Origin of the sequence: Rhodophyticola sp. CCM32 (assembly GCF_004751985.1) — a bacterium.
In the GTDB taxonomy this organism is placed as follows: domain Bacteria; phylum Pseudomonadota; class Alphaproteobacteria; order Rhodobacterales; family Rhodobacteraceae; genus Rhodophyticola.
In genome coordinates this window covers 323,639-338,437 of record NZ_CP038492.1, presented here as the reverse complement: position 1 = coordinate 338,437, position 14,799 = coordinate 323,639, and the positions used below count along the sequence as shown (strand labels likewise).

Sequence of the window (14,799 nt, the reverse complement as noted above, 5' to 3'; positions counted from 1 at the left end):
CGCAATGTTCGAATTCTGCGCAGACCCGGACATGTTGGACAATTTCCGGTGGTTCAGCTGTTATCTGACCAACGGCGTGCATCTGCGCTTTTACGAAAGCTTTCTGACGGTCCTATTTCTGCTGGCGGTCACCGCACCGACCGCGCTGGCCTTCGGCTTTGTCGGCGCCATGGCGTCGCGGTCGCAGGTCGCGCCCCTGCGCTGGCTTGGCAAGACCTATACCGCCATGGTGCGCGGCGTGCCCGATATCGCGTTTTTCCTGTTCTTCGTGATTGCGCTGGATCAGGGGCTGGAATGGATCAAACATCAGGTGATCTGCCCCGACTGGACCGACCCGATCCGCCAGGGCGCGAATTTTCTGGTCTGTAGCGCGGCGAAAATCCCGCAAAACAACGCCCCGCAATGGGTGCATGAAACCTATAATTTCACCCTCGCGGTCTTTACCTTCGCCATCGTCTTTGGTGCCTTTGCCGCCAATCTTCTGTTCGGGGCGATGCGGGCGGTGCCGCGCGCGCAACTGGAAACCGCCGAGGCCTATGGCATGTCGCGGCGGCAAAGCTTCTGGCGTATTCTGGTGCCGCAAATGTGGATCTATGCGCTGCCGGGCCTGTCGAACCTGTGGATGATCCTGATCAAGGCCACCCCGCTTCTGTTCCTGCTTGGGGTCGAGGATATCGTTTATTGGGCGCGCGAGCTTGGCGGCTCGCGCACCTCGACCTATCAATACCCGCATCCTGACTGGCGGCTGTGGTATTTCCTTGGGCTTCTGGTGTTCTATCTGGGCATGACGCGGATTTCGGAAATCGTGCTGGGGCGTCTGACCCGGCGATTGTCTCACGGGCAGGCGACCATGGCGGGCGAAGACCAGCGGAAGGCCGCGTCATGAGTTGCTGGCAGACCCTTCAGGATTACGGGCTGCGCAGCCTCGGCTATGGCGAACGGCTGCTGCCGCGCGGTGACATCACCCTGTGTGAACAATTCACCCTGATCGGATCAGGCATGATCTGGAACATCTATTTCGGCACGCTGGCCCTGATCACCGGTTTCTTCTTTTCTGTCACCCTGGCCGTCGCCAAGAACACACGGTCAAGGCTGACCCGCAAACCCGCCGAATGGTTCATCTTTGCGTTCCGGGGCTCACCGCTCTTCATCCAGTTCTTTCTGGCCTATGAGCTGTTCGTGCTGTTGCCGCGCCTCGGGGTCGACATCCATCTGGGATTTACCGAGATCACGGTCGAAACCCGCTGGCTGGCCCGCGCCTGGCTTGGGGCGCTGATCGTTCTGTTCTTCAACACCTCTGCCTATGCGGCCGAGATTTTCTATGGCGCGCTCCGCTCGGTCCCCAAGGGCGATCTGGAGGCCGCCGACGCCTATGGTCTGACCGGCTGGTCACGGTTTCGCCGCGTGGTCTTCCCCACCACCATGCGTCTGGCCTGGCCGTCTTACACCAATGAGGCGATCTTTCTGTTCCATGTCACCACGCTGGTCTATTTCTCGGGCTTTCCGGCGTTCCAGCAGAAGGGGGATGCGCTTTACTACGCGCAGTATTTTGCGGATCGCACCTTCAACCCGTTTGTCCCCTACCCGATCGTGGCGGGGTATTTCGTTATGCTGACCCTCTGCATTATCCTGCTGTTCGGGGTTATCAATGGCCGTCTCAATCGGCACCTTCCGTCCGAAACCCGGTCCCGCATCCGTTATCGTCCGAACCTGATCAGATGAGCAGCTATCTTGACGAGCACCCTGAAGTGACATCGATCCGCGTCGCTGCCGCCGATCTCAACGGGCAGGCGCGGGGCAAGCGGATTGCGCGGCGCTATGCGGGCAAGGTGGAACGGGACGGAACCCGCTTTCCCTATTCGGTGATGAATCTCGATATCCGGGGGAGGATATCGACAACAGTCCACTGGTCTTCGACAGTGGCGACCCGGATGGCGTTCTTTACCCGACCGAACGGGGGTTTCTGCCGATGCCCTGGCTTGCCTCCCCCTCGGCATTGCTGCCGATCTGGATGTTCCATGAGGATGGCCGCCCCTATGAGGGCGATCCGCGCCAGGCGCTGGCCCGGGTTCTGGAGCGCTATACCGCGCGCGACCTGACCCCGGTGGTCGCGACCGAGCTTGAATTCTACCTCATCGATGATCAGGGCCCCGATCTGCGGGTGCCGAAATCTCCGGTTTCCGGCAAGCGCCGCCATCAGGCGGAAACCCTGGCCATGCGTCAGTTGGATGCGTTTGATCTGTTCCTGACGGATCTCTATGACGCCTGCGAGGCGATGGATATTCCCGCAGACACCGCGATTTCCGAGGCCGGGCCGGGCCAGTTCGAGATCAACCTGATGCACCAGCCCGACGCGTTGAAAGCCGCCGATGACGCCTGGCTTTTCAAGCTGATGGTGCGCGGTCTGGCCCGCACACACGGGTTCGCCGCCAGTTTCATGGCCAAGCCCTATGCCGATTACGCGGGCAATGGGCTGCACAGCCATTTCTCGATCCTTGATGCGGACGGGCAGAATATCTTTGACGATGGCACAGCCAGGGGCTCTGCCCGTTTGCACCATGCCGTTGCCGGTTGTCTTGCCGCCATGTCCGGTTCGATGCTGATTTTTGCGCCCCATGCCTCCAGCTATGACCGGTTTGTCACCGGCTCTCACGCCCCTACGGGCATCACCTGGGGATATGAAAACCGGACCACGGCGCTGCGCATCCCCGCCGGTGCGCCCGCGGCCAAGCGGATCGAACACCGCGTCGCGGGGGGGGATATCAACCCCTATCTGTTCATCGCGGCCATTCTTGGGGCAGCGCTGAACGGTATCGAAGACGCCGCCCAACCTGCCCCGGCGCTGACCGGCAACGCCTATACCCAGATGCCCGACCAGCTTCCCACCACATGGGAGGCCGCAATCGACGCCTTTGCCACAAGCCCCCATATCACGCGCATTTTCCCGCGTGAACTGGTGACCAATCTGCTGGCCACCAAACGCCAGGAACTGCATTATATGGCTGATCTGACCGCGGAAGAGCAGCGACGCCTCTATCTCGACACCGTGTAACACCTCTTGTCGCGCCCCCGATACAGACATAGCTTTGCGGCAGAGACAGCAAGCGAGCCCCCATGATCATCGGCATTCTGCAAACCGGCCACCTGCCTGAGGAAATTCAGTCCAAGGGAGGCAATCTTGATGCACTGTTCATGCGTCTTCTGGACCGGCAGGGCTTTACCTTCCGTACCTTTCCCGTGATCGATATGGTCTTCCCCGCCGGGCCGGAAGCGGCGGATGCCTGGCTGATCACCGGCTCCAAACACGGCGCATATGAAGATCATCCCTTCATCCCGCCGCTGGAAAATTTGATCCGTGCCATCCGGGATGCAGGCCCCCCTTGATCGGCATCTGTTTCGGGCATCAGATCATCGCCCAGGCCCTTGGCGGCACAGTTGAAAAATTCTCCGGCGGCTGGTCCGTCGGGCGGCAAAGCTATCAGATGGGCGGGCGCGAGATTATGCTGAATGCCTGGCATCAGGATCAGGTCACCACCCTGCCGGAGGGTGCCGAGGTCATCGGCCATTCCGATTTCTGCGCCAATGCCATGGTGACGTATGGCGACAGGATCATGACCGTGCAGGCACATCCGGAATTCGATATCGACCATGTGCGCGGTCTGATCGCCCATCGCGGGGCGGGTGTCATTCCCGATGCACAACTGGATCAGGCCCGCCGCGACCTGTCCAAACCTGTCGACAATGCCGATATGGCAGCGATGATGGTGGCCGTGCTCAAACAAGCCCGCGCCGATGCGTGAGTTCATCGAAAAGCTGCCTGAAACCGCCCGGACCTATCTTGATGGCCACATGCTGGACGAGGTCGAATGCATTGTGTCGGATCTGGCCGGTGTCGCCCGTGGCAAAGCCATGCCCGGCGCGAAATTCGCCAAGCAAAGCCGGTTCTACCTGCCCAATTCGATCTTTTTCCAGACGATCACAGGGGATTGGGCCGATGCCACGCCAGAGGGCTATACCGAGCCTGATATGGTTCTGACCCCCGATTTCGACACGGCCATGCCCGCCCCCTGGACTGCCGACTGGACCCTTCAGGTGATCCACAATATCGACGACCAGCAAGGTCGGCCCGTGCCCTACGCCCCCCGGAACGTGCTGAAACGGGTTGAAGCGCTTTATAACGCCCGGGGCTGGCAGCCGATTGTGGCCCCGGAAATGGAATTTTTCCTTGTTGCCCCGAATACCGATCCGGGCCAGTCGATCAAACCGCCCATGGGCCGGTCGGGTCGGCCTGCGGCCGCGCGGCAGGCCTATTCCATGTCGGCGGTGGATGAATATGGCCCGGTGATCGACGACATCTATGATTTTGCCGAGGCACAGGGGCTGGAGATTGACGGTATCCTTCAGGAAGGCGGCGCCGGCCAGATCGAGCTGAACCTGCGCCATGGCGATCCGGTCAGACTGGCCGATGAGATCTTCTTTTTCAAACGCCTGATCCGGGAGGCCGCCCATCGCCACAACTGCTATGCCACCTTCATGGCGAAACCGATCGAGGGTGAACCGGGCAGCGCGATGCATATCCACCATTCGGTTCTGGGGGTGGATGGCCGGAATATCTTCTCTGACCCCGACGGATCGGAAACCGCCGCGTTCGGCCATTTCATCAGCGGCATGCAACGGCATCTGCCTTCGGCAATTGCCCTGCTGGCGCCCTATGTGAACAGCTATCGCCGCTACGTTCCCGATTTCGCGGCACCGATCAATCTGGAATGGGGCCATGACAACCGCACCACGGGCATCCGCATCCCGATCTCTGACGCAAATGCGCGGCGTGTTGAAAACCGCCTGCCGGGGATGGATTGCAACCCCTATCTTGGCATCGCAGCCAGCCTTGCCTGCGGCTATCTTGGCCTGACCGAGGGGCAGGACCCGGCGCCTGAATGCATCGGTGACGCCTATGCCTCGGAGGATGCGGTCCCCCATGGGCTTGACGCAGCGCTGGAACTTTTCACCGCAAACACGGCCATGGCCGATGTGCTGCACCCGGAATTCTGCCGCGTCTATGCCGCTGTCAAATCTTTGGAATACAAGGAATTCCTGCAAGTCATCTCCCCATGGGAACGGGAACATCTGCTGCTGAATGTTTAAGAGATGAATCTGCTTTTCACCAATGATCAGCAAGGACATTACCCGCCCAGCTGGTATGCGGATGTCACCCCGGCCCTGCCCCCTTCCCCACCCTGCGCGGAGAGAGCCGGGCAGATATCTGTGTCATCGGCGCGGGCTATACCGGCCTGTCCGCTGCGCTCCACCTTGCGCGCGCGGGCCGCAAGGTGGTGGTGCTGGAGGCCCATCGCGTGGGGTTCGGCGCCTCGGGGCGCAATGGCGGGCAGGTTCTCGGCGGTCAACGGCTGGACCAGATCAGGCTTGAACGCATGGCGGGCCCTGACGATGCCCGGAAACTCTGGGAGACCGCATCGGCCTCGGTGCACCTGGTCCGCGCGCTGATCACCGAGGGCGGCATCGACTGCGACCTGCAACCCGGCGCGATCTCTGCCGAGGTTACAGCCAAAGGCGCGGCAAGGCTTGCCGAATATGCGGCGGTTCTGGCCGACCGGTATGGCGCTACGGATATCGAGATACTCGATGCCGATGGCATCCGCCGCTACATCCATTCAGAGGCATATGCCGGCGGCATTCTTGATCACGGCTCTGCCCATCTGAACCCGCTGGCCTATGTGATCGGTCTGGCCCGGATGGCAAAGGCCGCAGGTGTCACGATCCATGAAAACGCTCTGGTCCATCGCGCCCTGCCCGGGCTGGTCACCACTGCCACCGGTCGGGTGATCGCCGATCAGGTTGTGCTGGCCTGCAACGGGTATCTGGGGCGTCTGAACCGGCACATTGCCGCCCGAGTGATGCCGATCAACAATTTCATTGTCGCAACAGCCCCCCTGCCCGAAGGGGCCGCCCTGCACAGGCGTATCTGCGCCGCCGACAGCAATTTCGTCGTCAACTACTACCGGACCACCCCGGATAATCGCCTGCTGTTTGGCGGCGGCGAAACCTATGGCTACCGGTTCCCCCGTGATATTGCGGCATTGGTGCGCAAACCGCTGGCCCGGACCTTTCCGCATCTGGCGGATGTGCCCCTGACCCATGCCTGGGGCGGCACATTGGCGATCACGATGAACCGGATGCCCTGTTTTGCGCAACCTGAACCGGGGCTCTGGTCTGCCTCGGGCTATTCCGGCCACGGCGTTGCCATGGCCACGCTTGCAGGCAAAATGATCGCGCAGGCGATCCGGGGCCAGAGTGAGGGTTTTGATCTGATGGCGCGCCTGCCCTCCGCAGGATTTCCCGGTGGCGCCGCACTTAGATCGCCGCTGCTTGCCTCGGCAATGGCCTGGTACAGATTGCGTGACACATTCGGCATCTAGAGTACCCTGCCTTAAACCTGAGACATCGCGCATCACAAATGTCCCGGGAACGCGAAGCGTGGCAGGGTATTTGTGATTCAAGTTTCAGGCAGGGTGCTTTAGGGTCAGGACCCTAAAGCCTTTCGGGTTTTCATTGAGACATGATCATCGCTTTTCGCGTTCGACCGAAAGAAGAGGCCGCGAACAAGCGATTCAATGTTAACTCGAAAGACTATAACTGCCAAAAAATGACAGATCCATACAAGCTTTTCTGGTCAGCCCGGGCATCAGGGTGTAAATATTTATGGAATGAAAGTTTTCAAAAAGGTGAAATGATGGCCCTCGCCCCCAATGTTTATGACGCTGAACCGATCCCCGATACCGCGCGTGCCGAGATTGACCGGCTGCTGCAATCCGGTGACCTGTTCCGCTACACCGCGCCCGAAAACGCACCGGTGGCCCTGCTGGAACAGGAATTTGCCGCGCTGATGGGCAGCAAATACGCGCTGGCTGTTTCCTCCTGCTCTGCCGCGCTGTTCCTGTCGCTCTGCGCCCTGGACCTGCCAAAAGACGCGCGTGTCCTGATCCCGGCCTTCACCTTCGCCGCTGTCCCCTCTGCCGTGGTTCATGCCAATTGCCTGCCCGTTCTGGTTGAGGTTGCCGGGAATTATCGCATCGACATGGAAGATTTCGCCGCGAAACTGCCCGGCGCGGATGCCGTGATCATCAGCCATATGCGCGGCCATACCTCGGATATGGATGCGATCATGGCGCTGTGTGATGCCGCCGGCATTCCGGTGATCGAAGACGCCGCCCATTCCCTTGGCACCACCTGGAACAACCGCAAGATCGGCACCATCGGGCGGGTCGGATGTTTCAGCTTTCAATCCTACAAGCTGGTCAATGCGGGGGAAGGCGGCATTCTGATCACCGATGATGCGGATCTGGTGGCCCGCGCGGTCATCATGTCCGGCGCCTATGAACATAACTGGAAGAAACATGCCGTCCTGCAAGAGGTCTTTGCCCGCTGGCAGAACCGCTTGCCGCTGTACAATATGCGGATGCAGAACCTCTCGGCGGCGGTCATTCGCCCGCAACTGGCCGAAATTGCCCGCCGGGTTCGTGATGGCCGGGCCAATCATGATTATGTGGCCACAGCCCTGAACAGTTCCCCCTGGCTGCACGTGCCCGATGCCCTGCCGCCGGAACAGCGCGCGCCGGATTCAATCCAATTCAATCTTGTCGGGGTTGAAACCGATGATGCGGCCCGCGCCTTCGCCCGGGCCGCCGAGGCGCGGGGTGTCAAAGTGCAGGTTTTCGGCCTGTCCACAGACAATGCACGCGCCTTCTGGAACTGGAATTTCATCCCCGGTGATACGCCTGACCTGCCACAAACCCGGACCATGCTGATGCGCGCCTGCGATGTCCGCCTGCCCGCCCGCCTGAAACGGGAGGAGCTTGATTTTATCGCCGATGCGCTGATTTCAGCCGCCGAGGATGCCATGGGAGAGGAGCGCGCATACGGCACCTGAGCGCGCCAACAGTCCGGGATAAGCCGATCAGGCCCACCCCGGGATAATCCCGATTGCAGCACCCCGGTCACAGGCGTAGCGTATCGCGAAACTGCCGTCACGAGGTGCCCTATGCACGACCATCCCGCCAATTCCTGGGAAAGCCGGGCTGCGCGATATTCCCTCTATGGGTTCACCGATCTGCCCTCGGTGGCCGAGCGTGGCACGGTCGTTCTGACCCATGGGGAAGGGCCTTATGTCTTTGATACCAATGGCAAACGCTATCTCGACAGCAATTCCGGCCTGTGGAATATGGTTGCGGGTTTCGACCATCCAAACCTGGCCGAGGCCGCAAAGGCGCAATATGACCGGTTCCCCGGGTATCACGCGTTTTTTGGCCGGATGTCGGACCAGACCGTGGAATTGTCAGAAACGCTGATAAACGTTTCCCCGTTCCCGCGTGGAAAGGTATTTTACACAAATTCCGGGTCCGAGGCGAATGACACCATGGTCAAGATGCTGTGGTTCCTGAACCGTGCGGAAGGGCGCACGCAGGCCCGTAAAATCCTGACCCGGAAAAACGGCTATCATGGTGTGACCATCGTATCCGCCTCGATGACGGGCAAACCCTATAATGAGGTTTTTGGCCTGCCGCTGGACGGGTTCCACCATCTGACCTGCCCGCATTACTGGCGCGAGGGGCAGGAGGGCGAAAGCGAAGCGGCCTTTACCCAACGCCTCGGTGCCGAGCTTGAGGCGGTTATCCAGGCGGAAGGCGCTGACACGATCGCGGGGTTCTTTGCCGAACCGGTGATGGGCGCCGGTGGGGTTATTCCGCCGCCAGAGGGCTATTTTCAGACCATCCAGCCAATCCTGAAACGCCATGGCATCCCATTGATCTCTGATGAAGTGATCTGCGGCTTTGGGCGCACGGGTGAGACATGGGGCGCAACCACCTATGGTTTCACCCCGGACGCGCTGATCAGTTCCAAAAACCTCACCGCCGGGTATTTCCCCATGGGTGCCGTTCTTCTTGGACCGGAATTGAGCGACCGGATGCAGGTCGCCATCGACGGGATCGGGGAATTCCCCCACGGGTTCACCGCCTCGGGCCATCCGGTTGGCTGCGCCGTGGCGCTGAAAGCCATCGACCTGATCCTGAAAGGCGGGCTGATGGACAGGGTGCGTGCCGGTGCGCCGCGCATGCAGGCGGGGCTGGCGGAAATCGCCACACATCCCAATATCGGAGAGCTGCGCGGGATCGGGTATATGTGGGCGCTGGAAGCGGTGCGCGACCGGGCCAGCCGACAGCCGTTTGAGGCGGATCTGTCAATCTCGGAACGGATCGCCAATACCTGCACCGATCACGGGCTGATCTGTCGCCCGCTTGGCCAGTCGGTGGTGCTGTGCCCGCCGTTTATCCTGAGCGATGCAGAGATGGATGAAATGTTCGATAAGCTGGACGCGGCGCTGAAACAGGTCTTTGCCGGGCTTGCCTGAACCGGTCGATGCCTCCGGCGGGCGTATTTGGGACAAGAAGAAGGGCGGGTGCGTTACATTTTCGAGAGTTTCGACTGCAATTCCGCCAGTTGTTTCTTGATCTCGTCCAATTCTTCTTCCGGCGCGGCCTCAACCTCTTCCCCCGCCACATCATCGGGGGATGGCCCGCTCCACTGGCTGCCAAGCCCGCCGGTCAGCGCCTTGAAAAAGGCTTCCTGCTGCGCGCGCATCGTTTCAAAGCCCGGCATGCTGGTCATCGGGTTGATGGCCGCCATATTCTCCACGATTTTTGACTGCCCGTCTTTCAGCATGTCAAAGGACATCGCCAGAAAATCGGGCACGACACTTTGGGCCTGGGTCTTGTAGCTGCGGACCAGATCGGTCAGCACGCCAAGGGGCAGGACGTTTTCGCCCTTGCTTTCGTGTTCGGCAATGATTTGAAGCAGATACTGCCGGGTCAGATCATCGCCGGATTTCAGATCGACGATCTGCACCTCGCGCCCGGCACGGATGAACCCGGCGATATCTTCCAGCGTCACATAATCCGACGTTTCGGTATTATACAGTCGCCGGCTTGCATAGCGTTTGATCAGCAGTGTCGTTTCCGCGTCTTTTGCCATGGATCTGCTCCCTTTACCTGCACTGCAGCATAAATCAGCCTAAGCAGTTGCAGAAGAAAAGCAATCACAGGATTTGTTGTATAAGAAAAGGGCGGGCCCCGATGGGACCCACCCTTTCCGTGTTACACCGGCGGGGAGGACACCGGTGAAGCATTTCAGCGCTGATGCGCTTACTTCGCGGTCGCTTTTTTGGCGGCTGTGGTCACTTCGGAGGTGGCTTTTTTCACAGCGGCAGTTGCTTCTTCCGAAGCTTCCTTGCCAGCAGCCATCATCAGTTCAACGGTTTCCATCTGCACTTTTTTCGCGATCTCTGCGAAGGCAGCCATGGTTTCAGCCGCCATTTCCGCCTGAGACGAAGCGAAATCGGTCAGCGATTTGCTGTAATCGGTTGGCTCATCCTTGACGGAGGCGACGTCCCCCATTTTGGTGATGGTGTCTTTGGTCCATTTCGAGGAAATCTCGGTGGATTTCTCAGCGGCTTCCAGAGCCACTTTGGACATTTTTTCGCCCATTGCGGCGGAGGTTTTGAACGCATCGTTCATGGCGCTCAGATCTACGGGATATGCGGCCATCATTTCGCTCATGTATTTGGTGAAATCATTGGTCTTGGTCATTGGTCTTTTCTCCTGGTCATGCCCGGGGGCGGGGCGCTTTGCTGCGGGTGCACAGGATATACGTGCTGCGTCGCAGCATTTCAAGTCTTTTTTCTGCGACGCAGCGTAAATTGAGGGGCGCAGATTTTACGTAAATAAAATCAGCTACCTGCGCGTTCCAAAACATAGGTTCCGGGGGCAGGTGCAAGCACCTCATACTCCGACTCACCCGGGGTTCGGGCCTTGACCTGCGCCCCCGACCGCTTTTTCAGCCAGACCTCCCACAGGGGCCACCAGGACCCTTCATGATACTGGGCCGCCTCTTTCCAGGCACCGGCATCGCCGGTCACGTCGGGGTTGGTGTAATGGCCGTATTTCTTTTTCGAAGGCGGGTTCACGATCCCCGCGATATGGCCCGATTCCGACAGGATGAACGTCTTGTTCTTTGATCCCATCTGCACCACGCCCCGGAAACTGTCTTTCCAGGCGGCGATATGATCCGTCTCGCAGGCAATCGCACAAACCGGCACCGTCACATCCGAGATATGGGCGCGCGTGCCCAGAACCTCAAACCCCTCCCCGGCCAGCGCATTGCCCTGGCAAAGCCCGCGCAGATATTCGACCGCCATCCTGCCGGGCAGATTGGTGCTGTCGCCGTTCCAGTACAGCAGGTCAAAGGCCGGCGGCGCCTCGCCCATCATATAGCTGCGCACCGCGGGCCCATAGACCAGATCATTGGCGCGCAGAAAGCTGAAGGTCTTGGACATGTAATAGCTGTCCAGAATGCCGTCCTGCTCCACCTGGCGCTGAATGGCATCGACAAAATCATCATCCAGAAACACGCTGAATTCGCCTTGATTCGAGAAATCCGTAAGCGTGGTGAAAAACGTTGCCGATTTCACCGATTTGTCGCCCCGCGCCTTCAGCAGCGCCAGCGTGAGGGTCAGCGTCGTGCCCGCGATGCAATAGCCGATGACATTGACCTGCTTTTCACCGCAAATCTCCCTGGCGACGCGGAATGCCTCCAGATAACCCTCTTCTACATAGGTTTCCATCGCCACATCGGCGTAAGAGGTATCAGGGTTCTTCCAGCTGACCACAAACAGCGTATAGCCCTGATCGACGATCCAGCGGATCAGGCTGTTCTGCTCTTTCAGGTCCATGATGTAGAATTTGTTGATCCAGGGCGGAAAAATGATCAGCGGCGTCTTGTGGACCGTCTCGGTTGTCGGGGCATATTGGATCAGTTCCATCATCCGGTTGCGAAACACCACTGCCCCCTTGGCCGTGCCGATATTCTCACCCAGTTTGAAGGCGTCCGGGTCTGCCAGGGTTGGCAGCACCTCGCCCTGATTGGTCTCGATATCGCGCACAAGGTTTTCCAGCCCCTGCACCAAACTTTGCCCGTCGGTTTCCACCGCGCGTTCCAGGGCATCGGGGTTCGTGGCCAGATAATTGGTCGGCGAAAACAGGTCGATGATCTGTCCGGAGAAAAACGCGACCCGCTGCTTGTCTTTCGCATCCAGCCCTTCAAGCTCCTCAACCGCTGTCTCGATCGCGGCCGAGGAGATCAGATATTGCTGCTTGATGAAGTTGAAATACGGGTGGGTCTTCCACATCGGGTTGGAAAACCGGCGATCTTCCGGCGTGGTATCCTCGGGTGCGGCCAGATGTCCGCGAACCAGTTCCTGCTGTGCGTCCATGAAATGGGTCAGGGTCTGGCCCCAATACTGCACCTGCTGTTCCATCAGCTTTGCAGGGTTGGTCATCATCTCTTCAAGATAGGCGGCGCCTGCCTTCATATACAGGTCTTTCCCCGGTCCCTGTAGCCCCGCATCGCCCGGGTCATGGGCACTGATCGCGGCCACCATCCGCTTGCTTAATTCCTCCATTTTCGCAAGGTTCGCATTCAACCGCTCCAAGCTTCCGCCCATCTCGCCATCCTCCCCTTCGATCCCGGACATACTTGCTTTTACCCCTCAAATGCTGCATTCGCATTCATAACGATGCCGAGGTGAGGCGGCAAAGCGACGAATAGACCCGGTATCATCATATTCGGGAGAATCTTAGCTGGAGTACCGGTATGAACCACCTGCTCACCTATGATCTCATGGAATCGATCCGTGTCACCAACCAGTGGATGGGATCGACTGCGCGCGCCATGTGTTCCTACCCGCAGCTTGGTCTTATCGCGAATCCCGCGATCCAGATTGCAGGCGCCTGGGGCGAAGTGATGGAACGCAGCTTTGCCCGTATGGTGGCCAAGCCCGACTGGAACATCCACTCTCTGGCAGGCGATGATGGCCGCGACCATCCGGTGCTGATTGAAACAGTGGTCAGCCGCCCCTTTGGCGATCTGATCCGCTTTGACGTGCAGGGCCGCGCATCTACCGGTCGCAAGGTTCTGCTGGTCGCGCCGATGTCCGGTCACTATGCCACGCTCCTTCGCTCAACGGTGATCAGCCTGATGCCTGATTGTGACGTCTATATCACGGATTGGCACAATGCCCGTGATATTCCCGTCAGCTGCGGGAAATTCGATATCGAGGATTACACTCTGTATCTGGTTGATTTTCTGCGGGAAATGGGCCCCGACACCCATGTGATCGCGGTGTGCCAACCCGCACCTCTGGCCCTTGCCGCCACCGCCTATCTGGCCGAGGAAGACCCCAAAGCGCAGCCGCGCAGCCTGACATTGATCGGCGGGCCGATCGACCCCGATGCCGCGCCGACCGATGTCACCGATTTCGGCAATCGCGTTACCATGGGCCAGCTGGAGCGGCATGTGCTGCAACAGGTCGGCTTCAAATATGCCGGGGCCGGACGCAGGGTCTATCCCGGCCTGCAACAGCTCGCCAGTTTCATGGCGATGAATGCGGAAAAGCACGGCAAGGCCTTCGCCACGCAGATCATGAATGTCGCCAAGGGCGACGCATCGGACCATGACAAACACAACAAATTCTATGACGAATATCTTGCCGTCATGGATATGACGGCCGAATTCTACCTTTCCACCGTGGAACGCATTTTCAAAGACCTGGAAATTGCCCAGAACCGTTTCTCAGTCGCGGGGAAACCGGTTGATATCGGCAAGATCACCACTGTCGCGGTGAAAACCGTCGAAGGCGGCAAGGATGACATCTCGGCACCGGGCCAATGTGTTGCCGCGCTGGATCTGTGCACCGGCCTGCCCGACAGCAAGAAGGCCAGCTATATCGAGCCGAATGCCGGGCATTACGGCATCTTTGCCGGGAAAAGCTGGCGCAACAAGATCCGCCCTCTGGTGCTTGATTTCATCGACGCGAATTGCGATGCGCCGAAAGCCCCGGTAAAATCCCCTGACCCCGATGAGATCGCCGCCGCATAGAGGGCGCATCTATAGCGGGTTGCCTCAGGCCCCGGCCTCCAGCCAGGTTTGCAGGGCCCGCGTGCTGGCACCCGGCTGTTCCAGGGTCGGTAAATGCCCGCTCCCCCCGATCACCTCCAGTGTTGCGCCGGGGATCAGATCGGCCATGAATTCATGGCGCCGCACCGGGCAAAGCGCATCATATTCCCCGCAAAGCACCAGCGCGGGCACGGATATCCGCCGCAAGACCGCCTGCTGATCCTGCCGCCGCTGCATCGCCCTGGACTGCGCCACAAATATATCCGGCCCCAGCCCCTCTGCCATATCCAGCGCAAGTTCCATCACCGCGCCTTGCGCGGTCCCCGATGTCAGCCCGCTGGCCTGTATCTCATCGCATATCACCTGATCCAGCCGCCCGGCCTTGGCGGCGACAATCTGCGGCTCCCGCGTTGCGGCCACAACGGGCGTTTCGGCAAGCGGGGTCGTGTCCATCAAAGCGATCCGGCTGATCCGGTCGGGTGCGCGGCGATACATTTCCATCGCCACGACACCCCCCAGGCCAAGACCTGCCAGGGCAAACCGCTCAGGGGCACCCTCCAACACCTGCGCGGCAAGGGTTTCCACATGTGCCGCACCGGTGATCGGGGCCATATGCATCACATATGCCCCTGAAAGGGCGGTCATCTGTGGCCACCACACCCGGGCATCACACATCATCCCCGGCAACAATACCAGCGGTTCCGCCACGGCCTGCACCCTTTCTTCTTGTTCCAAATACGCCCGCCGGAAGCATCCGGCAGAAACCCGCACGCA

The 14,799-nt window shown here is 59.7% G+C and carries 10 protein-coding genes and 3 pseudogenes; 9 read left to right on the top strand and 4 right to left on the bottom strand.

Annotation, left to right across the window (positions count from 1 at the left end; all coding sequences use genetic code 11):
• The first annotated feature begins 4 nt into the window (after positions 1-4).
• From E2K80_RS01670 to E2K80_RS01635, 8 genes and pseudogenes are all read left to right on the top strand, one after another.
• Entirely contained in the window at positions 5-886 is an 882-nt protein-coding gene (locus E2K80_RS01670; protein ID WP_135372146.1) for an ABC transporter permease, read from the top strand.
• Positions 883-1,722 (top strand): ABC transporter permease, encoded by an 840-nt coding sequence (locus tag E2K80_RS01665; RefSeq protein WP_135372144.1) that lies wholly within the window; start codon positions 883-885, stop codon positions 1,720-1,722. The genes E2K80_RS01670 and E2K80_RS01665 overlap by 4 nt, the downstream gene beginning before the upstream one ends.
• Positions 1,719-3,052 (top strand): annotated as a pseudogene (locus E2K80_RS01660) (glutamine synthetase family protein). The gene E2K80_RS01665 and the pseudogene E2K80_RS01660 overlap by 4 nt, the downstream one beginning before the upstream one ends.
• 62 nt (positions 3,053-3,114) lie before the next feature.
• A pseudogene (locus E2K80_RS01655) lies at positions 3,115-3,800 on the top strand (type 1 glutamine amidotransferase).
• On the top strand, positions 3,793-5,145 hold the full coding sequence (locus E2K80_RS01650) for a glutamine synthetase family protein (RefSeq protein WP_135372142.1): 1,353 nt from the start codon (positions 3,793-3,795) through the stop codon (positions 5,143-5,145). The pseudogene E2K80_RS01655 and the gene E2K80_RS01650 overlap by 8 nt, the downstream one beginning before the upstream one ends.
• A 3-nt stretch (positions 5,146-5,148) precedes the next feature.
• Positions 5,149-6,437: pseudogene (locus tag E2K80_RS01645) on the top strand (NAD(P)/FAD-dependent oxidoreductase).
• A gap of 314 nt (positions 6,438-6,751) precedes the next feature.
• Positions 6,752-7,948, top strand: a complete 1,197-nt coding sequence (locus E2K80_RS01640) for a DegT/DnrJ/EryC1/StrS family aminotransferase (RefSeq protein WP_135372140.1) — start codon at positions 6,752-6,754, stop codon at positions 7,946-7,948.
• Positions 7,949-8,059: 111 nt separating this feature from the next.
• Entirely contained in the window at positions 8,060-9,427 is a 1,368-nt protein-coding gene (locus E2K80_RS01635) for an aminotransferase (protein WP_135372138.1), read from the top strand.
• Between the two features lie 53 nt (positions 9,428-9,480).
• On the opposite strand, the gene phaR is transcribed toward E2K80_RS01635, so the two are convergent.
• From phaR to phaC, 3 genes are all read right to left on the bottom strand, one after another.
• Positions 9,481-10,047 (bottom strand): polyhydroxyalkanoate synthesis repressor PhaR, encoded by a 567-nt coding sequence (gene phaR, locus E2K80_RS01630; RefSeq protein WP_135372136.1) that lies wholly within the window; start codon positions 10,045-10,047, stop codon positions 9,481-9,483.
• A gap of 170 nt (positions 10,048-10,217) precedes the next feature.
• A complete protein-coding gene (locus E2K80_RS01625; protein WP_135372134.1) occupies positions 10,218-10,661 on the bottom strand; it encodes a phasin family protein in 444 nt (147 codons plus the stop codon).
• Positions 10,662-10,801: 140 nt separating this feature from the next.
• Positions 10,802-12,604, bottom strand: a complete 1,803-nt coding sequence (gene phaC / locus E2K80_RS01620) for a class I poly(R)-hydroxyalkanoic acid synthase (protein WP_135372132.1) — start codon at positions 12,602-12,604, stop codon at positions 10,802-10,804.
• Positions 12,605-12,723: 119 nt separating this feature from the next.
• Between phaC and phaZ the strand changes: the two genes are divergently transcribed.
• The gene (gene phaZ / locus E2K80_RS01615; protein WP_135372130.1) at positions 12,724-14,007 is read left to right on the top strand and encodes a polyhydroxyalkanoate depolymerase; all 1,284 of its coding nucleotides are present in this window, start codon (positions 12,724-12,726) and stop codon (positions 14,005-14,007) included.
• A 24-nt stretch (positions 14,008-14,031) separates the two neighbouring features.
• Here phaZ and E2K80_RS01610 read toward each other — a convergent pair whose 3' ends face one another.
• Entirely contained in the window at positions 14,032-14,733 is a 702-nt protein-coding gene (locus E2K80_RS01610) for an alpha/beta fold hydrolase (RefSeq protein WP_135376438.1), read from the bottom strand.
• Positions 14,734-14,799 lie beyond the last annotated feature (66 nt).

Excerpts from the sequence above, each read along its gene's own strand:
- E2K80_RS01670 (WP_135372146.1), top strand. The coding sequence starts at position 5 with ATGTTCGAATTCTGCGCAGACCCGGACATGTTGGACAATTTCCGGTGG.
- E2K80_RS01665 (WP_135372144.1), top strand. The coding sequence starts at position 883 with ATGAGTTGCTGGCAGACCCTTCAGGATTACGGGCTGCGCAGCCTCGGC.
- E2K80_RS01650 (WP_135372142.1), top strand. The coding sequence starts at position 3,793 with ATGCGTGAGTTCATCGAAAAGCTGCCTGAAACCGCCCGGACCTATCTT.
- E2K80_RS01640 (WP_135372140.1), top strand. The coding sequence starts at position 6,752 with ATGGCCCTCGCCCCCAATGTTTATGACGCTGAACCGATCCCCGATACC.
- E2K80_RS01635 (WP_135372138.1), top strand. The coding sequence starts at position 8,060 with ATGCACGACCATCCCGCCAATTCCTGGGAAAGCCGGGCTGCGCGATAT.
- phaR (WP_135372136.1), bottom strand. The coding sequence starts at position 10,047 with ATGGCAAAAGACGCGGAAACGACACTGCTGATCAAACGCTATGCAAGC.
- E2K80_RS01625 (WP_135372134.1), bottom strand. The coding sequence starts at position 10,661 with ATGACCAAGACCAATGATTTCACCAAATACATGAGCGAAATGATGGCC.
- phaC (WP_135372132.1), bottom strand. The coding sequence starts at position 12,604 with ATGTCCGGGATCGAAGGGGAGGATGGCGAGATGGGCGGAAGCTTGGAG.
- phaZ (WP_135372130.1), top strand. The coding sequence starts at position 12,724 with ATGAACCACCTGCTCACCTATGATCTCATGGAATCGATCCGTGTCACC.